The following is a 24,572-nucleotide window of genomic DNA, read 5'->3' on the forward strand; positions in this document are numbered from 1 at the left end:
CAAACCTAATCAATATAGGGTAGATTAAGGGAAAACGATATTCAAGGAGGACAGAGTATGTTTTTATTGGAGTTTGCAATCGTCATCGCAGTGATGATACTTGGTGCTCAATATGGTGGAATATTTTTTGGTATGGCCGGGGGCGTTGGGTTAGCAATATTAGTTTTTGCTTTTAAACTTGCACCGGCTTCTCCGCCAATTGCAGTTATGCTTATTATCATGTCTGTTGTCTTAGCCGCCAGCACATTACAAGCAGCCGGCGGTATGCAAGTGCTCGTAAAAAAAGCGGAGGAATTATTGCGCAAGAATCCAAGTAAGGTAACCTTTTTTTCCCCTTTAATAGCATGGATCTTTACATTTATGGCCGGTACTGGCAACGTATTATACAATATTTTACCGGTTATTGCGGAAGTCGCTCGCGAGGCTAAAGTGCGTCCTGAAAGGCCCATTTCGATTTCAGTAATTGCTTCTCAACATGCTGTAGTTGCTTCCCCAATTTCAGCGGCAACCGTTGCATTAGCTAGTATGCTGGCTCCCCAGGGTGTTACATTAATACAAATAATAATGGTCTCCATACCGGCAACACTAATTGGAATCATGGCAGGAGCATTAGTTGTTAATAAATTAGGCAAAGAGCTTGAAGATGATCCTGTGTATATTAAAAAGATGGAAAAAGGATTGATCCCGGTGCTGACATCGCAAGAAAAGGATGCCATTGCAGAGAGGAAAGAAGCCAAATTATCAGTTGGCATATTCTTATTGGGAGCACTCCTCGTTGTTTTGTTAGGAACATTTTCTTGGTTAAGACCGGATGTTGTTAATGCCGCCGGTAAAGTTATTAAGCTAGATATGACGAATGCAATTGAAATCGTTATGCTTTGTATTTCTGCGTTAATGGTTGTCACTTGTAAAGTTGATGTCGACAAAGTTATTTCCGGTTCAGTATTTAGAAATGGTATGCTGGGTGTAGTAAGCGTCTTCGGTTTGGCATGGATGAGTGATACTTTGCTTGCCAATAATCTTGTTATTGTAAAAAGCTCAGTACAGGAAATAGTTAAGGCACAGCCAATGTTATTTGCTTTTGCACTATTTGTCGCATCTGCGATTACACATAGCCAAGGCGCTACAGTAGCCGCTTTAGTTCCTGTAGGTATTACCTTAGGAGTTTCCGGCTTAACTATAGCGGCAATGTTTCCAGCAGTTTGCGGATATTTCATTATCCCAAGTACAGGGGTTTTACTTGCGGGTGTAGCCTTTGATAGAACAGGTACAACAAAAATAGGCAAATATGTAGTCAATCACAGCTATATGATTCCGGGCATTGTTTCAACAACTGTAGGTGTACTTACCGGATTCATCATTGTTCATATGTTTTTTTAAATGATATTGATTTATATTTATTATGTATATTAGTATTAAAATAATTTTTAAAATTTTCGGATTGCTTTTTCGGAGCAGAATAAGTAATAGTAGCAGAAGAAGCACAGCAAGATAATTATTATCTTGCTACTACACACTTACTCGTCGTGGAGGATCGTGTAATGCTGAGGAACGACACGAGCGCCAGACGAGGTTTTGCGGGAGAGTGATGCCAGCGGGCATCACTCTTTTTTTGTCTCCGGCCTGTATGAAAAAGCATCAGCCATTGTCACGATAAAGATGAGGGAAGAAGCATAGTGAAATGAAAATAAGCAATAATATATACAGGCAGCCAATATAAAATTCAATTCATAATAAAAGATTACTCACCAATCCCCGAATATCTAATACAAAAAAGGAGATAAGAAAACAAATGCAAAAAAAAGTGCTGATCATTAATGGTTTGGCAAGAACGCTAATTGTTGATCCCGAGGCCAGCTTGGCAAGTGTGCTGCGGGAACAGCTTTTGCTGACCGGCTGCAAGGTTGGCTGTAATCAAGGTCAATGCGGTACTTGTTCTATTATTATGGATGGCAAAGTCGTAAGAGCCTGTATAATGAAATTGAAAAGAGTGCCGGATGAAGCCCGTATTACTACGATTGAAGGTCTGGCAACACCGGATAATCTTCATCCGCTGCAAGTGGCCTGGATGGCCTACGGCTGCGCCCAATGCGGTTTCTGCAGTCCCGGCTTCATTTTGTCGGCTAAGGTACTGCTTGATGGAAATCTCAATCCTACCAGAGAAGATATACGCAATTGGTTTCAAAAGAATCGTAATGCCTGCCGCTGTACAGGCTATAAACCGCTGGTAGACGCTGTGATGGCAGCCGCTAAAGTTATTCGCGGCGAAATGCGCAAAGAAGAGTTGTTGTATAAACCTGTCGGCAACAAGATTTATGGGACAACCTATCAGCGCCCGTCCGCTTTACAGAAAGTCACCGGCACCTGGGATTATGGTGCCGATATGGCGCTGCAAATGCCACCGGGCACGTTACGGTTAGCATTGGTGCAGGCGGAAGTATCTCACGCCAACATAAAAGACATCGATACTGCTGAAGCTGAGAAGATGCCCGGAGTTTATAAAGTTATTACTCACAAAGATGTCAAGGGGAAAAACCGCATTACCGGACTTATCACTTTTCCAACCAATAAAGGCGACGGCTGGGATCGGCCTATCCTCTGCGACGAGAAAGTGTTCCAGTTTGGTGATGCCATCGCAATTGTTTGTGCCGATACCGAAGAGCATGCCAGAGCTGCGGCTAAGAAGGTTAGGGTCGATTTGGAAGTACTGCCGGCTTACATGAGCGGGCCTGCCGCCATGGCGCCGGATGCCATCGAAATCCATCCCGGGGTGCCCAATATTTACTATGAGCAGGGGATTGTAAAAGGCGAAGACACCAAGCCGATTATGGATAGAGCCGATGTCGTAACGGTGGAAGTTGAAACGTATTGCAGCCGTCAACCGCATTTACCGCTGGAGCCTGACTGTGGAAGCGCCTATATTGATGAGGAAGGCCGTCTGACAATCCACTCCAAGAGTATCGGACTGCATTTGCATCATGCCATGATTGTGGCAGGAATTGGCATTGAACCGGAGAAATGCCGTCTTGTGCAAAATCCGACCGGGGCTACATTTGGCTATAAATTCAGTCCGACCATCGAAGCTTTGCTCGGTGTCGCCTGTTTGGCCTGTGATAATAAACCTGTTACCCTGAACTTCAATATGTTCCAGAATATTACCTATACCGGGAAGCGGTCGCCCGCTTCTGTCAAATGCAAGCTCGCTGCCGATAAAACAGGTAAGTTACTGGCCATGGAAACCGACTGGTGGCTTGATCATGGCCCGTATAGCGAGTTTGGCGATCTCGTAACTTTGCGGCAGGCTCAATTTACCGGTGCCGGGTATGATATTGCCAACATTCGCGGTAAAGGCCGTACGGTGTGCACCAATCATGCCTGGGGTTCTGCTTTTCGCGGCTACGGATCCCCCCAAGCTTTTCTGGCCTCCGAAACTGCCATGGATGAATTAGCGGAAAAACTGGGGATGGACCCATTGGAGCTTCGTTTCAAGAATATTTACCGTCCGGGAGCTACTACTCCGACCGGGCAGGTACCGGAAGTGTTTTGCCTGGAAGAAATGTTTAACAAGATTCGTCCCTTATGGGAAGAAGCCAAAAAGCGTTGTAAGGAACTCTCAACGCCGGAGAAAAAGCGCGGCGTCGGTTTTTCGCTGGGGATCTATGGCTGCGGCCTTGACGGCCCGGACAGCTCGGAAGCCTGGGTAGAATTGACCAAAGATGGTGTAACCATAGGGAACTCATGGCAGGATCATGGTCAGGGCGCGGATATCGGTGCATTAACCCATGCCCATGAAACCCTTCGTCCCCTTGGCATTAAGCCGGAGCAAATCAAGCTTGTTATGAATGATATGGCATTTACTCCCAACAGCGGCCCGTCAGGCGGCAGTCGGTCTAATGTAATGACCGGTAATGCTACGGTAGTTTCCTGCGAAATGCTGCTGAATGCTATGCGTAAGCCTGACGGCACATATCGTACCTATGACGAAATGGTAGCTGAAAATATTCCGCTTCATTACGATGGAAAGTGGACGGCATCAATGTGCAGTGACTGCAGTGCTGAGACTGGTCAGGGCAACCCCTTTCCTATTTACATGTATGAACTGTTCATGCCGGAAGTGGAAGTCGATATGAAGCTGGGAAAGGCTAAAGTTGTTAAGTTTACGACGGTTGCTGATATCGGGACGATTACCAATAAAATTGTTACCGACGGCCAGATTTACGGCGGTTTGGCCCAGGGCATCGGGCTTGCGCTTACCGAGGATTTTGAGGACCTCAAAAAGCACACTACGCTGGCTGGCTGCGGTTTGCCGTATATTCAGGACATTCCTGATGATATACAAATTATTTACAACGTCACACCGCGGGAGAATGGACCGCACGGTGCTGCCGGCACAGGCGAAGGTCCGCTGACTGCTCCGCACCCGGCTATTTTAAACGCCATCTACAATGCATGCGGTGTACGCATTTACGCCATTCCGGCATTACCGGAAAAAATTAAAGCCGGTCTTAACGCCATGGCTGCCAAGGAGCAAGGTGTTAACGTCAAATAAATCGGCAAGAAATCACATAAACCTGGAACGGACGGGAAAGGCCGGCTTTCCGTTCGTTTTGGGTTTATCCGTACCAGGGAAAGGTGGGCTTCATATGGATCAAAAATTATTGCGTGAACGGGAAGCTAAATGTGTTCAAGAAAATCCGCCAGGCTGCACGGCCGGGTGCCCGGTCCATGTTGACGCCAGGGGGATAGCTGATGCTGTCCGTAAAGAAGATTACGCAAAAGGATTTGCGCTATTTCAGCGAATGGTTCCTTTCCCCGGGATTATTAGCAGGATTTGCGACCAGCCCTGCCGGCGGGACTGCAGGCGTAATGAGATTGGTGAGTCCATTTTTATCAGAGCTTTGGAAAAGGTCTGCGTCGACAACAGTTATACTGCGTCCAATATAATGCTTCCTCCGGCTAAAAACAAGAAAGCGGCTATCGTAGGTGCTGGTTTGAGCGGCCTGGCGGCGGCATTTGAGCTTGGCCGAAAAGGCTATAAAGTTGACATATTTGAAGCAACAGACCATTTGGGGGGAACTATCAGGGATATATCCGAAAAGCAGCTGCCCCGGCAAATCATTGACAATGATTTTTCCATTTTAAAAAAACTTCCCGTAGATATTCACTATAATACACCGGTTACATCGTTAGACAGCCTTCTGGAACAATTTGATGCCATTTATCTGGGCACAGGTAGTCGGCAATCGGTCAGCGGGGATTTTGGTCTTACCAGGGATGAAAGCGGGAGAATACAGGTTGATCCGCTGACGTTAGCAACAAGCCGGGACAAGGTTTTTGCCGGCGGCAGCCTCCGGGGTGAATATAAAGTCCATTCGCCAATCAGCTCAATATCTGACGGGAAAATTGCTGCGATTTCAATTGACCGGTTATTTCAAAACGCATCACTTACCGCTAATAGAGAAAATGAAGGACCGTTCGCGACAGCTTTATATACAAGTTTGGAGGGAATAGACCCTGAGCCTGGGGTGCGTGCAGCTGCTGCAGACGGCAGCTACACCAAGGAAGAGGCCGGCCGGGAAGCCGGCCGTTGTTTGCAGTGTGAGTGTTTGAAATGCGTAGAAGCCTGCGAGTATCTGGCACATTACCGCGCTTATCCTAAACGGTATGTGCGGGAAGTATACAATAACTTATCCATTGTTATGGGAATTCACCGTGCCAATAAGATGATTAACTCGTGCAGTCTGTGCGGTCTTTGCGAGCAAATCTGCCCCGGTAATTTGAACATGGGTGAAGTGTGCCGGGAGGCACGGCAAATTATGGTTGAAAAAGGAAAGATGCCGCCGTCGGCCCATGATTTTGCCTTACGTGATATGCAGTTCAGTAATAGTGATAAATTTGTACTCAACAGGCACCAGCCTGGCTTTAAGTCGAGCAGGACGGCTTTTTTCCCCAGCTGTCAGTTAGCGGCGTCTTCCCCTCAATGTGTAAAGAAAATGTATGAATTTTTGTGTAAAAAAATAGACGGCGGCGTCGGGTTGATGCTGGGCTGCTGCGGCGCTCCGGCCGACTGGGCCGGACAAGAGGCGCTGTTTCGGGAAGCAATGCAAAATCTGGAGGGCCGCTGGCGTGATTTAGGCAGCCCCAGGGTTATTACGGCCTGTCCAACCTGCTTTAGTATGTTAAAGCATAATTTGCCGGCTATGCCGGTTGAAACAATATACGAACTGTTAGACCGTCTGGGATTGCCGGAGAATGTGGAATTATCAGCTGCGCCGCAAAAATTGGCTATCCATGACAGCTGCACTACAAGACATGAGACGCAAATGCAAAACAGCGTACGAAAAATTCTGCGCAAACTGGGTCATCAGATTGAAGAACTGCCTTATAACCGTGAGCAGACGCTATGCTGCGGCTATGGCGGATTAATGATTTATGCAAATAAAGAAGTCGCGGACAAAGTAATCAATAGACGGATTAAGGAAAGTGAGACAGACTATTTGACTTATTGCGCAATGTGCCGGGATAATTTTGCCAGTCGGGGCAAGCATGTTTACCATCTGCTGGATCTGATTTTTGGCAGCGGCAGGGATGATCCGGCCGGGGGGGAATGTCCCGGCTATTCTCAGCGACAGGAAAATCGCGCAAAATTAAAGGCCTTGCTTTTGCGGGAAGTTTGGGGTGAATCCGTGGAGGAACCACAAGCTGATGTCAAAGTAATTATTCCCGAAAATGTAAGCTGCAGCATGGAAGAAAGGATGATTCTTGTCGATGATGTTGCTAAAGTTATCGCGTACGCCGAAAGTACCGGCAATAAGCTTAAGGACAGTGAGAGCGGTTATTACATAGCATATTTTCAGCCTGCCGGTGTGACCTATTGGGTGGAGTACCTGCCGAAAGACGATGGCTATATTGTTCGAAACGCTTATTGCCACAGGATCAATATTATCGACTGATGGAGGAAGATGATGAGCAGTCAGACAGGCCGGCAGCAAATAAATATCGTATGCGTTAAATGCGGGATCCAGCTTACACTGGGAAAGGTAACCTTATCCTATCTTGGCAGCCGCTTTCCGGTTGAGCTTTATAAATGTTCCCAGTGCGGCTTGGTGTACATTCCCGAGGAGTTAGCCAATGGAAAAATGAAACAGGTAGAAGCCGCCATGGAGGATAAATGATGCTGGATCAACATCCGGGCGGGCTGGCTTTAACAAAGCGGGCTATTGATTATTGTGCTTTTCCCCTAGGAGCAACAGTGGTTGACGTCGGTTGCGGCACCGGCACTACAGTAGAATACCTGAGTAATTATTGCGGAGTGCATGCAGCAGGCGTTGATCTATCGGCGCCCAGGCTGGAGCAGGGGAGAAAACGTTCCGCCGGGTTATTGTTCATTCAGGGAACTGCTGAACGGCTGCCTTTTGCCGACGCTTCTGTTGACGGAGCTATAGCCGAATGCAGTTTATCGGTTATGCAGCATACCGGAACAGTAGTGGGTGAGATTAGCCGTATCCTTATTGACAGAGGAAAGCTGGCCGTAACCGATTTATATGTCAAGAATCCGGGCGATCCTTCAGCAGCCTGTCATCTGCCGGTGGCAGACAGTAAAACTAGCCATATGGTTGGCAAAGATTTGTTAAGTATGTTAGAGAAAAACGGGTTCCAGATCATTGTCTGGGAAGATCAATCTATTTTCTTACAAGAATTTGTTGCCCGTTATATTATGGAGCATGGTTCAATTGAACAACTTTGGCAATGTATACCAGGCAATAATGTCCGGAAAAATTCCGGGAAAGCAATAAACAGAGCTAAGTTAGGCTATTTTTTACTGGTGGCTGAGAAACGAAAAACGGGAGGACGAAATAAGGATGGAGGATACTACATGCCCACGCTGCGCTAAGCCAATAGCGGAAGGCCCCCTGTATCAATGCTGCAGGTGCTTTACTGTATATTGCAACAATTGTAATGACACAAAGAATGGACGGGTTTGTCCCAACTGTAAGCTGGGTTCACGGTTAATACTTTCTTCAAAAAAATGATCGATATGATGCTTGATAGCTGCTCGCGGGAGGTAAGATGATGAAAGAAGCTGCGGCTTCAATTGATAAAATTGAAGCGGATTGGATTATCGTTGAAGTGATTGACAAGCATACGGGAAGAATGTTTCGACGCAATCTTCCGGTCAAATATTTGGAAACGGATAATGGATTAGTATTGTCGGGAGAAACACTAGACGGCAGTCCTGCTCAGATCAATTTTTTTTCCGAGGCAGCTCTCGCCAAAGTACAGGATTTGCTGGGGAAGGGACCTGACTCTCCGCAGTGCAGTGACCGTTAAGTAGTTTACTAGCGGGTGAATATTTTGCAGCATTATGCTTTATGTCACCCCCAAGGAGGACGCCGAATGATATTTAATAAACTGTTATCGGTTATGGATAATGGGGGAGCAGCAGATATTTTTACCATAATTGACAGCAATCCTAAAAATTGTCCGGCTATCGGAGAAATGCTGATCGTTTATTCAGACGGCAGGATCGATGGCCATATGGATGAAGCTGTTATTGAACAAATACAGGATATAGTACAGCAATCGGTGTGGACTAAACCGGTGTCGATTTGGGTTCAAAATCAAGCCGGCGGCAGGTATCGGATTTTTTGGGATCGGATGGCAAATAAATTCCGTGCTATCGTATTCGGCGGCGGTCACATCAGCCAGCCCCTTGTCCAAATACTGTCATTATTGGAGTTTGAGGTTACAGTAATTGACGACCGTCCTAATTTTGCCAATCAGGCTAGGTTTCCCGGAGCGAACCAAGTTATTTGCGAGAGCTTTCAGCTGGTTTTAAAAAATCTGCAGATAGGCAGCGACGCGGCTGTCATTATTGTAACCCGCGGGCATAAATACGATATGGATTGTTTACGCGCTACCATGGGAAGCGGCGCCCGGTACTTGGGGATGATTGGCAGTAGAAGGCGCGTCAAAGAGATTGTCAATCTCCTGCGGGAAGAAGGGGCGCCGGCAGGGTTTGAGACGCGGCTCAGAGCGCCAATCGGACTAGACATTAAGGCCGAAACGCCGGTCGAAATAGCAGTGAGCATTGCTGCCGAAGTAGTTTCGGCTTTTCGCGGCGGCTCTGGTCTTCCGTTAAGTAGTCGCAAGGAAGTGCCTTAATGGACCGGAAGATATTGAGCGCTATCTGCGAAATAAAAAGAAATAGCGAAAAAGCTGCCTTGGTTACTATAGTTGAAACTCGCGGCTCAACCCCGCGTAAAGCGGGAAGCAAAATGTTGGTTCTGCCTGATGGCAGATCATTTGGGACGATTGGCGGCGGCTGCGGCGAAGCGGAGGTCAGACGCCAATCGCTGACGGCGCTTGATGAGAATCGGTCCAGGCTGTACACTTTATCGATGGTGAACCAAGCAGCCGCCGATGAAGGAATGGTTTGCGGAGGCGTCATGGAGGTATTCATTCAAATCATTTGCTAGGTGGCGCTGCTTATTAGCGTGATAATGGAAAGGTAGTGAGAATATGACCGACATGTTTCTTAAGATGGTCGAGCTGTCACAACAGGGCTTTTACTGCAGCCAAATCTTGCTTATTATCGGGTTGGAGGCTCAGGGAAAGGAAAATTCGGATGTAGTACGGGCTATGTCCGGTCTGGCAGGAGGACTGGGTTTTTGCGGCAAAACCTGCGGCGCTTTGACGGGTGGAGTTTGTCTGATCGGTCTTTATGCCGGTAAGGGGACAGCCGAAGAGCTGGAAGACAGCCGCTTTAGCGACATGATAAGAGAGCTTGTGGAGTGGTTTGAAAAAGAGGAGTGTTTCCAGTATGGTGGAATTGCCTGCAGCAATATCCTGGGGAATAATCCATTAAATCGCCCGGCCCGTTGTCCTCAGCTTGTGCAAAAAACCCTCGCTAAAGTAGTCGCTATTCTGTCGGCTAACGGGTACACTCTTTCAGGGAAACTTAGTTAGTAAGCTTATGATAGCAGGACTCATTGCAGCCGCAGGATATTCCACACGGATGGGCGCATTTAAACCGTTGCTGCCCCTGGGTGGTAAAACGGTGCTTGAAACAGCCATTGACAGTTTACGTCAGGGCGGTATACAGGATATCAGAGTAGTAACCGGTTATCGGGCAGAAGCACTTCAGCCTGTGTTGAAACGATCAAACGTTCGCAATATTGAGAATCAAATGTATGCGGCAGGTATGTTTTCCTCTGTCGTTGCCGGGCTGAAGAGTCTAACCGGTGAAGCCGAGGCATTTTTTTTGTTGCCGGGCGATAATCCGCTTATACGCCGATGTAGTATTAAGGCTATGACGCGGGTGTACCGCAAGACGGGTGCAGCCGTAGTGTATCCTGTTTTTAAAGGCCAGAGGGGACATCCGCCGCTTATCAGCGACAGATGTTTTGCAAGTATCCTCAGCGGCGATGGAGTTGGCGGATTAAGGCATATTCTTGCTCAGTTTGACGCTGTTTCCGTAGAATTTGAGGTGGCCGATCAAGGGGTGCTGCTTGACATGGATACTATTGAAGACTACGAGAAACTAACAGAATACTATGCCCGGCGGAAGATCCCAACTTATGCGGAATGTCTTGCTATGTTGAATCAGCATCAGGCTGACGGCAGAGTATTGCAGCATGGGCAGACAGTTGCTGCTGTGGGCTGCAGCCTGGCTGCCTTGCTTAATCGAGCTGGCGTGGTGAAGCTTGATCTTGCTTTAGTGGCCGCCGGGGGCCTTGTACACGACTTGGCTAAAGGAAAGCCTGATCACCCCAAGCGGGGTGAACGGCTGCTTGCCTGTATGGGGTTTTCTGACCTGGCTGGTATCGTCGCCTCTCATATGGATCTGGAATTTGCGGCGGACACTGTAATTGACGAAGCAGCTATTGTTTTTCTCGCGGATAAGTTAGTTCAGGGAGATAAAGTGGTAACCCTTTCTGAACGGTTTAGTCCATCATTAGAAAAATTTTCCGGCAGCCCTGAAATATCGGATTCAGTTGTCCGCAGAATGCGGACAGCGGAAACCATTAGGAATAAAGTGTTGAACCTTCTGGGCAGCAGCTTTCCTGACGGTGATCTCCAGGAAAGCAGAAATAAAATTGAGATATTTTTAGAAAAATTGCTAAATCGGTAAATTGCTGACGGGGAGAGATAGCTTAGCCATGGATGACAGAGAAAAAGAAGAAATTTTACTTTCGGAAACGCAAAGTGTATGCCCCGAATGCTTGCAGCGTATTCCGGCCCAACGGGTGGCAAGGGGAAACCGCGTCTTTTTGAAGAAATGCTGCCCGGAGCATGGCGAATATCAAGTCTGCGTGTGGCAGGGAGAACCCGGGTATCTGGAATGGACTAACGACCAGCCCCCATCTTCGCCGACGGTGTGCGCAACTGAAGTTAACCGGGGCTGCCCGTTTGACTGCGGCTTATGTCCGGAACACCGTCAGCAGACTTGCTGTGTGCTGCTGGAAGTGACCAATCAATGTAATTTATACTGCCCTGTCTGTTTTGCCGCAGCCTCGCCGGGTAATGTGCAGGAGCCGGATCTCTCGGTTATTGAGGGATGGTACCGGATGCTTATGCGCAGCGGCGGTCCTTATAATATCCAGTTATCAGGCGGTGAACCAACCGTTCGTGACGATCTGCCGGAGATTATCGTTCTGGGAAAACAGCTGGGGCTTGATTTTTTTCAAGTCAATACCAATGGCTTACGGCTGTCATCGGATGAAAATTATGTCGGCAGGTTGAAGGCTGCCGGTTTAAATTGTGTTTTTCTGCAGTTTGACGGAATGAGCGATAATGTTTATTTAAAATTGCGGGGCAGGCCGCTGCTCGCTATCAAGAAAAAGGTGATTGAGGTTTGCGCTGCGCATAATATTGGGGTTGTACTTGTACCCACATTGATACCGGGCGTTAATGACGGCCAAATTGGTGAGATTATACAATTCGCCGTCAGTAAAATGCCGACTGTGAGGGGAGTCCACTTTCAACCGGTCAGCTATTTTGGCAGGTATCCCAAAGAACCCCAGGATGCTGATCGGCTGACCATTCCTCAGATTATTGGCGAGATTGAGCGGCAGTCGGGCGGGAAAATGAAGGCCAGCCATTTTCGGCCGCCAGGCGGCGAGCAGGCTCATTGTTCCTTTCATGGCAATTTTGTTTTAATGCCTAATGGGGAACTAAAGCCTCTAGTGCAGGAAACCGGTGCTTGTTGCTGTCAAGCCAAACCCACAGCCGACGGGGCAAAACGTGCCAGGCAGTTTGTTGCCAGGCAATGGTCATCATCCCGGAAGACAATGGTTAATCACAAAGAAAAAGTGGTTAAGGCTGAAGCCGGTAAGCTAAACAGCCTTGATGAATTTTTGGAACGGGTGAATACGTATACGCTTGCCGTATCCGGTATGGCGTTTCAGGATGCCTGGACTTTGGACTTAGACCGATTGAAGCAATGCTATATTCATGTTGTCGGACCGGATAACCGGCTGATTCCTTTTTGCGCCTATAACCTCACTGATCGGCTGGGCAGGACTCTGTATAGGAGGACACCATGACGGCCGGATTGGCAATGACACCATTAGAGTCTTGGACAGCGTCAAAGCTAGGAGCAAGCGGCGGGCAAATGACAAGAAAGCAGATTGAGTGCTATCAGTTAGAGCGGATAAATGAGACGATAGCACGTGTGCGGAGTTTGAGTCCTTTTTACCGCCGCCGCTTAGCGGGCTGCGGACCCGAATATCTTACAAAGTTAGAAGAGTTTGCCGGGTATCCTCTGACAACAGCCAATGACATTATTGAGCACGCTATTCAAATGCTGTGTGTTTCCCAGAGTCAGATCAGCCGGGTAGTCACACTGACTACCTCAGGGACTACCGGCAATCCCAAGCGACTTTATTTCACTCCTTTTGATCAGGAGCTGACAATTGATTTTTTTCGCTGTGGTATGTCAACGCTGGTGAAACCGGGTGATAGGGCGCTGATTCTGCTGCCAGGTGAACGTCCCGGCAGTGTAGGTGATCTTTTGCGTAAGGCATTGCAGCGTATCGGCGTTCTGTCTGTTTCCTATGGTCTGGTTGCGCAGCTGCCGGAGGCGGTCTTTACAATGTGTCAGGAACAGGCAAACTGTCTTGTCGGCATTCCGGTACAAGTTCTGGCTATGGCCCGGTTTTGGGAAATATGGGGGAAAAGCAATTGGGCGCCGCGATGCATACTGCTGAGTACAGATTATATTCCTGCCGCCATTGTGCTGGAACTGAAAAGGATTTGGCATTGCGAAGTTTATGAGCATTATGGCATGACCGAGATGGGATTAGGCGGGGGGATTGAGTGTGCGGTTCACCGCGGCTGCCATCTGCGGGAAGCCGATCTTTATTTTGAAATTGTCGATCCATACTCTGCCCGTTCTCTGCCGGACGGCGAATATGGCGAGGTAGTTTTTACTACCCTAACCAGGCAGGGAATGCCCCTTATCCGCTATCGAACAGGCGATATATCAAGATTTATCCTTGAACCATGTTCTTGCGGCAGCAAGCTTCGGCGCTTAGAGCGCATCCGGACAAGGAAAGAGGGAGCAGTATGCTTCGGGAATGACCAAATAGTTACAATGGCGGATTTTGATGAAATGCTCTTTGCCTTGCCTGATGTAGTCAACTTTACGGTGGAGATCACCTATGACAAAATAGCTGAATTGAAGGTAACTGCGGCTGTTCTGCCTGAAGGCCTGCTATCGGATAAATCCGCCGTTTTGCGTGCTCTCCGGCAGCTGCCTGCCGTTCAAGCGACAGAACAGGACGGCAGGCTATTACTGGCGGCAGAGATTGTTCGCGAGTGGCATCTGCCTCAGGGGAAACGGGCTATCAATGCAGTTGGCCTAACCGGGGAAGTGTAAAGGGTGGAATGCAATAAGCAGGCAAGAATCATCTATTTGCTTCGGCATGGCAGTATATTGACCAAGAGTTGTGAGCGGCGGTATATTGGGCAAAGTGATGTTCCTTTATCCGGTGAAGGTGTGCGCCAAGCGCACATGCTGCAAGCGGAATTTGCCGGGAAAGGCATTTCGGCTGTTTTCTGCAGCGATCTTATACGTTCTATTGCTACTGCCAGGATTATTTGTGCGGGACTGACCGATAATCTGGTAATCAGAGCCGACTTACGTGAGATTAGTATGGGTGACTGGGAGGGGAAAACGTTTAACGAGATTGCCCAAGACTATCCCGAAGAGTATGCTGAACGAGGAAATAATATTAGCAATTATCGTATTCCGGGCGCTGAGAGTTTTGAGAAATGCAGGTCTAGAATGGCTGCTGCTTTTGAGGATATAATCGATTCTACGGCGGGAGATATTATTATTGTTGGCCATGCGGGAATTAACCGGGTGCTTTTGTGTCACATTCTAGGCATGCCACTTGCTAATCTTTTTCGTATTTACCAGGATTACGGCTGCATTAATATATTGGCAGGCAGCGGCGGACAATACCGCGTCAAATTGTTAAATGGTACTCACGGGCATGAAAGTCAGCGGGAATAGCGGACTGGCTGTGAAAAGTATTGGCTGTACTGCATGTGTGCAGCTGCCGGCAGTTAAAAATTTAACAATTCCATAATATTAGCTTAACAATCCGTCTGTCCTCCTGTGGTATAGTGCTTCTTAGGAAGTTCCAACCACAGGAGGCTCTTATTATGGAATACAAAATTCAAGCTGATAAACTGAAGCTATATTACGGCGATACGCTGGCATTAAAGAAAATATCCCTGCAGGTTGCCGAAAACAGTGTGCTGGCGTTAATCGGCCCTTCCGGCTGCGGTAAGTCAACCTTTATAAAAACGATTAACCGGATGAATGATTTAATTGACAGTGTCAGGATCGAAGGGGAAATTCTGCTGGATGGTGTAAATATTTATCATCCGGATACCGATGTGGTAGCGCTCCGCAAGCGGGTGGGAATGGTGTTCCAGCGCCCCAATCCCTTTCCCATGTCCATATATGACAACATTGCCTATGGCCCCCGCATTCACGGACTGACAAACAAAAGCCGTTTGGACGGGATTGTGGAAAAGAGCTTGGCCGGGGCGGCATTGTGGGATGAGGTGAAAGATCGTCTTTCCGCTTCCGCCGGAGGATTGTCCGGCGGGCAGCAGCAGCGTTTGTGTATTGCCCGGCTGCTGGCTGTCGAACCGGAAGTGCTGCTGATGGATGAACCCTGTTCGGCCCTGGATCCAATATCGACGATGAAAATTGAAGAATTGGTAACGGAGTTAAAAAACAGATATACGATTGTAATGGTTACGCATAATATGCAGCAGGCTGCGCGGGTATCTGACTATACGGCTTTTTTCCTGAACGGCGAACTGGTAGAGCATGATAAAACCGATGCCATATTTACCAGACCGCAGGACAAACGGACAGAAGACTACATTACCGGACGGTTCGGTTAACGAGGGGGAGGGATTAGCGTGACAAGTACCAGACAAGCGTACAATCAGGAACTGGAAGATTTGCGGCAGAAAATTTTAGCGATGGGTACGTTGGTCGGCAATGCCATCGAAGCTGCCGTGCAGGCATTGGCCAAACAGGATGAAGAGCTGGCCCGGAGCGTCATGGATGGCGATGACGTGATTGATGCCCTGGAAGTGGATATTGAGGATAAGTGCATGGTGCTGATTGCCAGGCAGCAGCCTTTGGCCCGGGATCTCAGGATTATTGGTACCGGTCTTAAAATTACCACCGACCTGGAACGGATGGGAGATCACGCTTTTGACATTGCCAAGATTACAGGCAGAATTGCTCATCAGCCATTGATTAAACCGTTGATCGATATTCCCCGCATGGCGGAAATGGCGCAGCAGATGCTGAAAGATTCCCTAAATGCCTATATCAGCCTGGATATCACTTTGGCGGAGCAGGTCTGCCGGGCGGATGATGAAGTGGATAATTTATACCAGCAGATTTTTCGAGAACTGTTGACCTATATGATGGAAGATCCTCACACTATTTCTCAGGCTACGGATATTATTTTTGTCGGCCGTTATCTGGAGCGGATTGCCGATCATGCCACCAATATCGGTGAGTGGGTGATTTATCTCGTAACCGGACAGCGCCTGCGGAAAAACTAGCCGCTGCAAAACAAAAGATCCGACAATTGCCGGATCTTTTGTTTTGTATTCTTACAGCCGCATTGCGGCTTCGGCGGCCAGTGGGGAACGTTCGCATTCATCCGGCTGCAGTGTAACCTGGAAACATAATCTGGAGCCCAGCATTTTCTCACTGGCATATACCAAACCGTTCGATTGGTTATCCAGGAGAGGATGATCGATTTGAGCCGGGTCGCCCAGCATGATAATTTTTGTTCCCAGACCAGGCCGGGTCAGCACTGCTTTAGCCTGGCGCGGGGTGGAATTCTGCATTTCGTCAAAGATTACCCAGTATTTTTGCAGCGAGCGGCCGCGCTGATAAGCCAGGGCTTCGGTTTGAATAATGCGGTTCTCAAACATCATATTGACTGTTTCTTCTACGCGAACGATGTCTTTGTCATGCGTTGCCGAATTGCCTGACAGCAAGGTGAACAGGTTGTCTTTGATGGAACGCATATAAGGCTCAATTTTTTCCGTCTCCGATCCCGGTAAAAAACCAATTCCGTCGTCCAGCAGGGTATTGGGCCGGCAGATAAGCAGATGGTGATATTCCCGGGGACGAACTTCCATGTTTTTATATAAACCCACGGCAAGCGAGTAAAAAGTTTTCGCCGTTCCTGCCGGGCCTTTAATGATTACCAGGGGTGCTTCCTCAGCGCTCATCATCAGACATTCCTGGATAAATATCTGGCCGATATTCCGGGGAATTACGCCAAAAGGATTGCGGTTCCGGTATTTCAGCTGGACCACCTTTTTACCGTCAAACCGGCCGACAGCATGGTGACGGTCATTATCGGTGGAGCGGATTAATAAAAACTGATTGGTCATAAGGGAAGGAGTAAGCAGATTTCCCGTAGTCTCATCGTAGCCGGGTTACAGATCCGGGTGAATGAAATTGATATCATCCTGATAAAATTGGTTGATGACTTCGGAAGATGCATAGACAACAGCCCGACCGGTATATTGATTTTCGATTTTTGGCACTTTGTCGTTGCGGAAATCTTCTGCCTGCAGTTGCAGAATCGAAGCCTTTACCCGCATATTGGTATCGCGGCTCACCAATATGGTAGAGTGGTTTTCTTCAGCCAATCCTTTGCAGACCTGCAAAATACGATTATCGGCTTTTTCTTTGTCCCAATACAGAGGAATGGGCGTGTTCATATGGTTGGATTCCAGTTTCAAAATTCCTCCCTGGTCATTGATGGAGACTCCTTCCAATAGATTGCCCTGGGTTCGCAGCGAATCGATAATACGGCTGATATGACGACTGTTGGCGCCGCGGTCGGTTGATTCTTTTTTGAAGCGGTCTAATTCTTCAATTACAACTTCAGGAATAACAACCGTGTGCTCGCTAAAAGCATAGATTGCGTTTGGCGAATGTAGAAGCACATTTGTATCCAGCACGTAATATTTATTCAATGTAATCCTCCTTTGGTTGAGAATCACCTTTCTACTATTAGTATATGCGAGCAATATGAGCGATGAATTAACAGAATGTGAATTTTTTGTAAACAAATCGAATTAATTGTGGAAAAATCCGCTGAAGATGGGCTTTATTTGACTATTTTTGGCTGGTTGCGGCTAAAGGCAAATGGATTGTAAAGGCCGTACCGGAATTGATATCGCTTTGAACAGAAATGCTGCCGCCAAGCATATCAATAATGAATTTGACGATCGCCAGACCCAGACCGGTACCGCCGGCGCTGTCAGTGCTGCGGGTCCGTGCCCTGTCTACCCGGTAGAAGCGCTCAAAAATCAGCGGCAAATCCTTGGCGGGGATGCCGGCTCCCCAGTCTTTGACCAGAATTACGGCATCGTTGTTTTCCTGCCAGAATTTCAGCAGCAGCCGGCCGCCTTCAGGGCTGTACTTGATCCCGTTGTCAATCAGATTGACCAGAACTTGTTTCAGCCAGTCGGGATTGGCTTTGACCACTACCGGATCGGGGGGAGATTCCAAGGTAAGGGAAATTTTTTTTTGCCGGGATTGAGGTGAAAGATCCTGAACGACAGCGGCGATCAAAGGCGCCAGGGGCGTAGGCTCAAGCGTAATCTGCTGCCGGTATTCCTGGGAATTGAGTTTAGCCAGCTGCAGCAAATCTTTCACCAGGCGATGCATCCGCTCGGCTTCGGTATGAATAATATTGACGAATTTGGCGCTTGCTTCCGGATCGGCCAGCGCTCCGTCCAATAAAGTCTCGGTGAAGCCTTTAATGGCAGTCAGCGGTGTCGCCAGCTCATGAGAAGCATTGGCGACAAAGTCAGCCTGGCGATCTTGAATTTCCTGCAGGACAGTGATGTCATGGAATACGGTCAATACGCCGCTGATATCGCTGGCGGAAGCGGCAATCGGGGCTAAAAACACCTGAAATACCCGGCGCGTTCCCTGAATGGTGATTTTAAGGTCAATCAACCGGGTTTTAGCTTGCTCAATGGTTTCATGGACATTCCGATCCAGCAGGCTGTTGCCGATGACATGGATATTATGTTTACCTAGCATGGATGGCAAGATCCCGAAGACATCCCGGGCCATCCGGTTGGCGGTTGTTACCCGGCCGTAACGGTCCAACAGAATGACGGCATTATCCATATGTTCCAGAATCAGTGACATTTTTCCGGCTTCTTCCGCCATTTCCCTGATTTTGTCATCCAGATTGGCAGCCAGTTTATTCAGGGTATGGGCCAGCAGTTCCAGCTCGTCGCCGGTACGGATATGAACCCGTTCATTCAGGTTGCCATCGGCAATCTCCCGGGCCGTCGCCGTTATAGTTTCCAGAGGGGCGGTATAATATCGTGCCAGACGCAGGCTGAGAAAGAAGGCAAGCAGGGAGGTCAGAAAAATGGCAACGAGCAGGGCGGAACGTATTTTGGTAAATCCGGCTTCCACCTTGGACAGAGTACTGGCGACCCGAATGATGCCAATCGTTTCTCCGGCTTGCCGGAGAGGAACGGAGACATAGAGCATGTTTTCATTTAAGGTTGTGCTATAGCGTACGGCAGTTCCGGATTCACCGGCCAGGGCCGCTGTTATTTCCGGCCGGGAAGAATGGTTTTCCATAGTCGCGGGGTTTTCCCAGGAGTCGGCCAGTACTGTTCCGTCTATAGCAATGACGGTTGCCCGCAGGCCGGTTGTGATGCCCAGTTCTTTAATTATCGTATCAATTTCCGCTTTTCCTTTCGGATTCTGCATATATTGCTCCAGCAGCTGTTCGGTGATTTGAGCGCTGGTCAGCAGATTAGCGGACAGTGAATCTATATTATGGCGGTGAAAGTACCAAAGTACGTAACTGCCGATGAGTGACAGCGTGACCAGGATCAACACCAAAAAGGCGGTTATCAGCCGGGTGCGTATTTTCCATTTGAACATCGAATTCCCCCTTTTTCAGTCTTACCAAAATCATACTGTAAAATTGCCGAATGTGCTATAGACATTTTGGGATTATATGGAGCACGAACGTATTTTTACATAGTATTAACAGGAATTTAATCTGGATTTACTTGAACGTAACAAGCGGCTTGGTATCGTCAGGTATACTTGACAGTAAGCGGAGGTGAAAAAATGCAGACAGCAACCCGTAATGTTTTGATTGTGTCCGCCTCTATCGGGTCGGGTCATACCCAGGCAGCTCAGGCTGTCGCCGATGAACTGGGCCGCTGCTGTCCCCATATCAGGGTGCGGGTAATCGATTTTATGGGAGAAGAAAATTCCTACCTCGGTATTTTATTAAAAGAAACTTATTTGAAAATGCTGCATATATCGCCCAATATGTATGACTGGCTGTATCGATGGTCCCATATGCCGGTACAGGGGTCAAAAGTACAAAACCTCTTGGCCCGGCTGCTGAAGAAAAATATGCTGCGGCTCATTCGCTGCTATCAGCCGGATCTTATTATTACGACTCACCCTTTTCCCTGCGGTGCGGCAGCCCATCTTAAAAGTATCGGTAAAACCGGGATTCCACTGGCTGCTGTCATTACCGATTTTTCTGTCCATCGCCTATGGGTATACCGGCAGGTAGACGATTATTGTGTGCCAAATGAAGAAACCCGGCTGGAATTAGTGCGGCAGGGAATCCGTCCCGAACGGATTCATATTACCGGCATTCCTTTACGGGCTGACTTTGCCAAACCAGCCGGAGGATCAGCCATTGCCGTCGAACTGGGCCTGGATTTGCGTCAGCCGGTTGTTTTGGTTATGGGAGGCGGCTTGGGTCTGGGTGGAATGGGAAAAGCTTTTTTTGAGCTGAATAAAATCAAACTTCCCCTGCAGCTGATTGTCGTTGCCGGACAGAATGCCGAACTGCGGGACAGTCTTCAAAGAATAGGGGAAGAATCGGAGCATATGGTCAAAGTTTTGGGGTTCAGTGATCGAATTCGCGAACTGATGGATATTGCCGCGGTATTGATTACAAAACCGGGGGCGCTGACAGTAAGCGAAGGAATGGCCAGAGGACTGCCGATGCTGCTTTATGATTCCATTCCCGGACAGGAAATGGATAATGCCGCGTATCTTGCCCGGCAGGGGGCCGCATTCTGGGTGCAGCAAGGGGAGCATCTTGGCGATGCTGTAACAGGGTTATTGACCAACCCCGCTCTGCGCAGCGCTATCGGAGCAAGAGCCGGCGAACTGGGGAGGCCTCATTCGGCGGCGGAGGTAGTACGTGTTTTGGATTTACATTTGTTACACCGGAACCGGTCGGCGAAATAGTAAACCATTATGGGGGGGATAAGCGATGCTGTCATTGCCGGTACTGAAAAAAGCATCCCTGATTATCGGCTGCAGAATGGTCCTTACCGCCGTCAGCCCGTTGCAGGGAATTATTGACCGTCCCGGAATTACCCATGAATTTTGTAACCGTCAGGCGCTGGAAATCCTCCGTCAGGATGGATTTACCCAATGCGCCGCTTTTTTGGCGCAGTATAGCAAACAGTTGAATGCCGGTGTTTATTGGGCCGATACCGGCTGGAAAAATGCCGGCCATTATTTTCAGCCGGTAAGCCGGAAAGGACTGTGGCATTTCGACAATGCCCGGCATGACTATTATACGTACCTTCGCGGCGCTGTTATCAGCGCCAGAAAGCAGGATTACGGCAAGGCGGCATTTTTTCTCGGGGCAGCGGCTCATTTAGTTCAGGATGTCTGCGTGCCCCATCATGCCAGAGCAAAATTATTTTCCGGACATAAAGAATATGAAGCTTGGGCCCAGGAACATTACCTTACTTATGCGGCAGCTTCTCAGGGGATTTATCGAAACGACAGGCGGAACAAGGACTGGATTGTCGTCAACGCTACGGTGGCGGCGGACTTGTTTGACTGGGTAAACAGCGACAGAGGCAATCTGGATTATCATTCGGCGAGCGCTGTTTTGCTGCCGCTGGCCCAGCGTTCCACAGCCGGCTTGTTTCAATGGTTTTATGGGATTATCAGTCATAATGCGCAGCACACGGTTGTGGCCTGACAGGGAGGAGAATGGTTTTGTTTACATTTGGCATAAGTCGGGATAACCCGGCTCAATCCTTGGGAGTGGAAGCAATGAAGCAAAATCCTGCCGGTGAAGAAGATCGGCAGGTGTTTCACGAATTGCAGACGATCTTGAACGGGAAAAGCCTTAAGGCGGTATTTCAACCGATTTTATCGTTGGCGGATGCCGCTATTGTTGGTTATGAGGCGTTAAGCCGTGGACCTCAGGGGTCGATTCTGGAACGGCCTGACGCACTTTTCCCGGCAGCGGAAAGGTTTGACAAAGTCTGGGAACTGGAATTTCTTTGCCGGGCCAAGGCGCTGGAGAAAGCACGGCAGATGATGCCGGATAAAATGCTGTTCATTAATGTGGCGCCGCACATCATCAAGGATTCCCGGTTTCAAAAGGGGATTACCCGGGAACTGCTGGAGCAATGCGGAATCAATGCCGATAATATTATTTTTGAGATTACCGAAAAAACTTCGGTGGAAGACTATAAAAGCTTTCGCCGGGTGCTGGATAATTACACCAGTCAGGGATATAAGATCGCCATTGATGATACCGGCTCCGGTTATTCCGGGCTAAAAATGCTGGCCGAGACCCGTCCCCAATTTATTAAAATCGACATGGATCTGGTGCGGGATATTGATAAGGATGCATTGAAGCAGGCATTAATGAAAGCTTTTTCTGATTTTTCCATTATTATGAATATGAAGATCATCGCCGAAGGCATCGAAACGGCAGATGAATTGAATACGCTGATTCGTATCGGGATTCCCTATGGTCAGGGATATTTACTGCAAAAACCGGCGCCGGAGTTTCTGGAGATTCACCCCCGGATTCGTGATTTAATCCGGACACAGAATCGGCAAAAGCGAAAAGCGGTTTTCCATACCCCCCTTACTATTCCCATTGGCGATATCGCCAGGCAGGACGGCGTATTCTCACCTGACGCTACCGGCTGTCAGGTGATTGATTATTTTAATAGTCATCCCAATGTTTTGGGAGTGACTATTGTGCAGGCCGGTAAGCCCACCGGTCTGCTGATGAAGGATAAATTTTTCACCCAATTGGCAACCCAGTACGGCGTGGCAGTGTATATGAATCGATCGGTTCATCTCCTGATGGATAAGCATCCGCTGATTGTGGATTATCAAACATCCCTGGAACAGGTTTCCAAGTTCGCCGTTTCCCGCTCGGAAGATCGCCTGTATGATTATATTATCATTACCCAAAATGACCAGTACTACGGCATCACTACCGTGAAACAGCTATTGGAGAAAACCACCCAATTGGAGGTCAACCAGGCCAAGTTTGCCAATCCTCTCAGCGGTCTTCCCGGTAATATTATCATTGAAGAAAAACTGAAGCAAGCCATTGAAACGGAAGAATCTTTTTCCGTTTTGTACTTCGATTTAGATAATTTTAAGGCTTATAATGATGTCTATGGTTTTGAAAATGGCGATAAAATATTACGTATGACTGCCAGTATTATTCAAGAACAAATGGATCAAAGCCGATTGAATGATTCTTTTTTGGGCCATATTGGCGGCGACGATTTTATTGCCGTGGTGCGGCAGCCGCAAGTTGAGGCCTTGTGTCAGATGATTATTGACAGTTTCGATGCCAGAGTTAAGGACTTTTATACCGAGGAACATCAGCAGCAAGGGTTTATTACTGCGAAAAACCGGCATGGAACAGAAGAACGGTTTCCTTTGACTTCACTGTCCATCGCGGTTGTCAGCTCTAGAAAAAATGTTTTTACGACGATTACTCAGTTAGCGGAAACTGCCGGGCGTGTTAAGAAGAAATGCAAATTGACCTGGCAGAGCTGCTACTGCCTGGCTGAACACCTTGGGGAAAGTTAACAAGGATTTAACACTGGCTTAACACAAAGCAAGACAAATTGTCTTACAATCAAACTGTAGCAAACAAATTACAGGAGGTTATAAAATGAAATTTACAGGCAAATCCAGGATACTGGCAGCGGCCATGACTTTAATGCTGGGCGCAAGTCTGATTGCCGGCTGCGGCGGACAAAAAGAAAAACCGGCGGCTGAAGTTTCCGGCACGGTTACCGCTTCTGGTTCTACGGCTCTGCTGCCGCTGCTGAAACCGGCCCAGGAAGAATTCCAGAAGAAGAATGCGAAAGTCACGGTGAATGTGGCCGGCGGCGGGTCCTTTACCGGTATGAACCAAGTGGCTTCCGGTTCGGTGAATATCGGCAATTCCGATGTGGCGCTGACGCCGGAATATAAAGATAAAGGGCTGGTTGACTTCCAGGTGGCGGTAGCTCCCTTCGTGTTTATTGCCAATCCGGACGTAGCAGTTGATGATTTAACCCAGCAGCAGTATGTGGATATCTTTACCGGTAAAATCACCAACTGGAAAGAAGTTGGCGGCAAAGATGAAAAGATCACCATTATTCATCGGGCGAAATCTTCCGGTTCCCGGGCAACCATTGCCGCTGTGGTCTTGAAAGATGCCGCCTTTACGGATAACGCAGTCATTCAGGATTCCAACGGTGCGGTGCGGGCTGCTATTGCCAGTACTCCCGGTGCTCTCGGCTATGTAGATGCTCCTTATGCTGACAGCACGGTAAAACAGTTAGGCTACAATGGCGTCAAATTCTCGGCTGACAACGTAATTAACGGCAAGTACCCGGTATTTGCTTATGAGCACATGTATACCAAAGGCCAGCCTGCCGGAGCGGTAAAAGCCTTTATTGATTATGTGCTGAGCAAAGATTTCCAGGAAACCTATGTAGAGAAGAACGGGTTCATTCCAATGACCAAGATGAAAAAATAGAGTGAATTTGAAAAGGCCATGCCGTGGGGCATGGCCTTTTGCATTAATGCGATAAAAAAGGAGAGACTTAATTCAATTTATAGTTAACTCATTAATGCTATAAGGTTGACATTGATCCCGTATTGTTTTATACTGCCAGTAGTTACCGATAGAAAGACGAATTCGATTCGCTTAACACAG

At 48.1% G+C, this 24,572-nt stretch carries 22 protein-coding genes; 19 read left to right on the top strand and 3 right to left on the bottom strand.

What is annotated here, in order from left to right; genetic code table 11:
* The first annotated feature begins 57 nt into the window (after positions 1–57).
* The 15 genes from ABFC84_19125 to phoU all read left to right on the top strand — a co-directional run bounded on the left by ABFC84_19125 (position 58) and on the right by phoU (position 16,107).
* Positions 58–1,380, top strand: coding sequence for an anaerobic C4-dicarboxylate transporter (locus tag ABFC84_19125; GenBank protein MEN6414857.1), 1,323 nt, complete (start codon positions 58–60; stop codon positions 1,378–1,380).
* 412 nt (positions 1,381–1,792) lie between these two features.
* Positions 1,793–4,549, top strand: a complete 2,757-nt coding sequence (locus ABFC84_19130) for a molybdopterin-dependent aldehyde oxidoreductase (GenBank protein ID MEN6414858.1) — start codon at positions 1,793–1,795, stop codon at positions 4,547–4,549.
* A 94-nt stretch (positions 4,550–4,643) separates the two neighbouring features.
* Positions 4,644–6,953, top strand: coding sequence for a pyridine nucleotide-disulfide oxidoreductase/dicluster-binding protein (locus tag ABFC84_19135; protein ID MEN6414859.1), 2,310 nt, complete (start codon positions 4,644–4,646; stop codon positions 6,951–6,953).
* Positions 6,954–6,965: 12 nt separating this feature from the next.
* Entirely contained in the window at positions 6,966–7,175 is a 210-nt protein-coding gene (locus tag ABFC84_19140) for a DVU_1557 family redox protein (protein ID MEN6414860.1), read from the top strand.
* Complete coding sequence (gene trsM / locus ABFC84_19145) at positions 7,175–7,894, top strand: DVU_1556 family methyltransferase (protein ID MEN6414861.1); 720 nt, start codon at positions 7,175–7,177, stop codon at positions 7,892–7,894. The genes ABFC84_19140 and trsM overlap by 1 nt, the downstream gene beginning before the upstream one ends.
* Positions 7,895–8,073: 179 nt before the next feature.
* Positions 8,074–8,331, top strand: coding sequence for a hypothetical protein (locus ABFC84_19150; protein MEN6414862.1), 258 nt, complete (start codon positions 8,074–8,076; stop codon positions 8,329–8,331).
* A 66-nt stretch (positions 8,332–8,397) separates the two neighbouring features.
* Complete coding sequence (locus tag ABFC84_19155; protein ID MEN6414863.1) at positions 8,398–9,165, top strand: XdhC family protein; 768 nt, start codon at positions 8,398–8,400, stop codon at positions 9,163–9,165.
* Positions 9,165–9,479 (top strand): XdhC family protein, encoded by a 315-nt coding sequence (locus ABFC84_19160; GenBank protein MEN6414864.1) that lies wholly within the window; start codon positions 9,165–9,167, stop codon positions 9,477–9,479. Before ABFC84_19155 ends, ABFC84_19160 begins: the two co-directional genes overlap by 1 nt.
* A gap of 43 nt (positions 9,480–9,522) precedes the next feature.
* Complete coding sequence (locus ABFC84_19165; GenBank protein MEN6414865.1) at positions 9,523–9,969, top strand: DVU_1555 family C-GCAxxG-C-C protein; 447 nt, start codon at positions 9,523–9,525, stop codon at positions 9,967–9,969.
* A 7-nt stretch (positions 9,970–9,976) separates the two neighbouring features.
* Positions 9,977–11,134 (top strand): DVU_1551 family NTP transferase, encoded by a 1,158-nt coding sequence (locus tag ABFC84_19170; GenBank protein ID MEN6414866.1) that lies wholly within the window; start codon positions 9,977–9,979, stop codon positions 11,132–11,134.
* 28 nt (positions 11,135–11,162) lie between these two features.
* Positions 11,163–12,548 carry a radical SAM (seleno)protein TrsS gene (gene trsS / locus ABFC84_19175; protein ID MEN6414867.1) on the top strand — a complete coding sequence of 462 codons (1,386 nt, stop codon included), beginning with the start codon at positions 11,163–11,165 and terminating at the stop codon, positions 12,546–12,548.
* Positions 12,545–13,882: a DVU_1553 family AMP-dependent CoA ligase gene (locus tag ABFC84_19180; protein ID MEN6414868.1), complete on the top strand. Its 1,338-nt coding sequence runs from the start codon at positions 12,545–12,547 to the stop codon at positions 13,880–13,882. Before trsS ends, ABFC84_19180 begins: the two co-directional genes overlap by 4 nt.
* 3 nt (positions 13,883–13,885) lie before the next feature.
* The gene (locus tag ABFC84_19185) at positions 13,886–14,521 is read left to right on the top strand and encodes a histidine phosphatase family protein (protein MEN6414869.1); all 636 of its coding nucleotides are present in this window, start codon (positions 13,886–13,888) and stop codon (positions 14,519–14,521) included.
* Between the two features lie 152 nt (positions 14,522–14,673).
* Positions 14,674–15,429 carry a phosphate ABC transporter ATP-binding protein PstB gene (gene pstB, locus ABFC84_19190; protein ID MEN6414870.1) on the top strand — a complete coding sequence of 252 codons (756 nt, stop codon included), beginning with the start codon at positions 14,674–14,676 and terminating at the stop codon, positions 15,427–15,429.
* A gap of 18 nt (positions 15,430–15,447) precedes the next feature.
* Complete coding sequence (gene phoU / locus ABFC84_19195) at positions 15,448–16,107, top strand: phosphate signaling complex protein PhoU (GenBank protein MEN6414871.1); 660 nt, start codon at positions 15,448–15,450, stop codon at positions 16,105–16,107.
* Positions 16,108–16,158: 51 nt separating this feature from the next.
* On the opposite strand, the gene ABFC84_19200 is transcribed toward phoU, so the two are convergent.
* The 3 genes from ABFC84_19200 to ABFC84_19210 all read right to left on the bottom strand — a co-directional run bounded on the left by ABFC84_19200 (position 16,159) and on the right by ABFC84_19210 (position 19,489).
* On the bottom strand, positions 16,159–16,953 hold the full coding sequence (locus ABFC84_19200) for a PhoH family protein (GenBank protein ID MEN6414872.1): 795 nt from the start codon (positions 16,951–16,953) through the stop codon (positions 16,159–16,161).
* 45 nt (positions 16,954–16,998) lie between these two features.
* Positions 16,999–17,544 carry a PIN domain-containing protein gene (locus tag ABFC84_19205; protein MEN6414873.1) on the bottom strand — a complete coding sequence of 182 codons (546 nt, stop codon included), beginning with the start codon at positions 17,542–17,544 and terminating at the stop codon, positions 16,999–17,001.
* 142 nt (positions 17,545–17,686) lie between these two features.
* A complete protein-coding gene (locus ABFC84_19210) occupies positions 17,687–19,489 on the bottom strand; it encodes an ATP-binding protein (GenBank protein ID MEN6414874.1) in 1,803 nt (600 codons plus the stop codon).
* A gap of 192 nt (positions 19,490–19,681) precedes the next feature.
* On the opposite strand from ABFC84_19210, the gene ABFC84_19215 reads away from it, so the two are divergent.
* From ABFC84_19215 to ABFC84_19230, 4 genes are all read left to right on the top strand, one after another.
* Positions 19,682–20,830, top strand: coding sequence for a glycosyltransferase (locus ABFC84_19215; protein ID MEN6414875.1), 1,149 nt, complete (start codon positions 19,682–19,684; stop codon positions 20,828–20,830).
* Between the two features lie 25 nt (positions 20,831–20,855).
* Positions 20,856–21,581, top strand: coding sequence for a zinc dependent phospholipase C family protein (locus ABFC84_19220; GenBank protein ID MEN6414876.1), 726 nt, complete (start codon positions 20,856–20,858; stop codon positions 21,579–21,581).
* A 17-nt stretch (positions 21,582–21,598) separates the two neighbouring features.
* Positions 21,599–23,452: a GGDEF domain-containing protein gene (locus ABFC84_19225; GenBank protein MEN6414877.1), complete on the top strand. Its 1,854-nt coding sequence runs from the start codon at positions 21,599–21,601 to the stop codon at positions 23,450–23,452.
* 85 nt (positions 23,453–23,537) lie between these two features.
* Positions 23,538–24,392 (top strand): phosphate ABC transporter substrate-binding protein, encoded by an 855-nt coding sequence (locus ABFC84_19230; GenBank protein ID MEN6414878.1) that lies wholly within the window; start codon positions 23,538–23,540, stop codon positions 24,390–24,392.
* Positions 24,393–24,572: the final 180 nt, after the last annotated feature.

This window comes from Veillonellales bacterium (assembly GCA_039680175.1).
GTDB lineage: Bacteria > Bacillota > Negativicutes > JAAYSF01 > JAAYSF01 > JBDKTO01.

Excerpts from the sequence above, each read along its gene's own strand:
- ABFC84_19125 (MEN6414857.1), top strand. The coding sequence starts at position 58 with ATGTTTTTATTGGAGTTTGCAATCGTCATCGCAGTGATGATACTTGGT.
- ABFC84_19130 (MEN6414858.1), top strand. The coding sequence starts at position 1,793 with ATGCAAAAAAAAGTGCTGATCATTAATGGTTTGGCAAGAACGCTAATT.
- ABFC84_19135 (MEN6414859.1), top strand. The coding sequence starts at position 4,644 with ATGGATCAAAAATTATTGCGTGAACGGGAAGCTAAATGTGTTCAAGAA.
- ABFC84_19140 (MEN6414860.1), top strand. The coding sequence starts at position 6,966 with ATGAGCAGTCAGACAGGCCGGCAGCAAATAAATATCGTATGCGTTAAA.
- trsM (MEN6414861.1), top strand. The coding sequence starts at position 7,175 with ATGCTGGATCAACATCCGGGCGGGCTGGCTTTAACAAAGCGGGCTATT.
- ABFC84_19150 (MEN6414862.1), top strand. The coding sequence starts at position 8,074 with ATGAAAGAAGCTGCGGCTTCAATTGATAAAATTGAAGCGGATTGGATT.
- ABFC84_19155 (MEN6414863.1), top strand. The coding sequence starts at position 8,398 with ATGATATTTAATAAACTGTTATCGGTTATGGATAATGGGGGAGCAGCA.
- ABFC84_19160 (MEN6414864.1), top strand. The coding sequence starts at position 9,165 with ATGGACCGGAAGATATTGAGCGCTATCTGCGAAATAAAAAGAAATAGC.
- ABFC84_19165 (MEN6414865.1), top strand. The coding sequence starts at position 9,523 with ATGACCGACATGTTTCTTAAGATGGTCGAGCTGTCACAACAGGGCTTT.
- ABFC84_19170 (MEN6414866.1), top strand. The coding sequence starts at position 9,977 with ATGATAGCAGGACTCATTGCAGCCGCAGGATATTCCACACGGATGGGC.
- trsS (MEN6414867.1), top strand. The coding sequence starts at position 11,163 with ATGGATGACAGAGAAAAAGAAGAAATTTTACTTTCGGAAACGCAAAGT.
- ABFC84_19180 (MEN6414868.1), top strand. The coding sequence starts at position 12,545 with ATGACGGCCGGATTGGCAATGACACCATTAGAGTCTTGGACAGCGTCA.
- pstB (MEN6414870.1), top strand. The coding sequence starts at position 14,674 with ATGGAATACAAAATTCAAGCTGATAAACTGAAGCTATATTACGGCGAT.
- ABFC84_19200 (MEN6414872.1), bottom strand. The coding sequence starts at position 16,953 with ATGACCAATCAGTTTTTATTAATCCGCTCCACCGATAATGACCGTCAC.
- ABFC84_19210 (MEN6414874.1), bottom strand. The coding sequence starts at position 19,489 with ATGTTCAAATGGAAAATACGCACCCGGCTGATAACCGCCTTTTTGGTG.
- ABFC84_19215 (MEN6414875.1), top strand. The coding sequence starts at position 19,682 with ATGCAGACAGCAACCCGTAATGTTTTGATTGTGTCCGCCTCTATCGGG.
- ABFC84_19220 (MEN6414876.1), top strand. The coding sequence starts at position 20,856 with ATGCTGTCATTGCCGGTACTGAAAAAAGCATCCCTGATTATCGGCTGC.
- ABFC84_19230 (MEN6414878.1), top strand. The coding sequence starts at position 23,538 with ATGAAATTTACAGGCAAATCCAGGATACTGGCAGCGGCCATGACTTTA.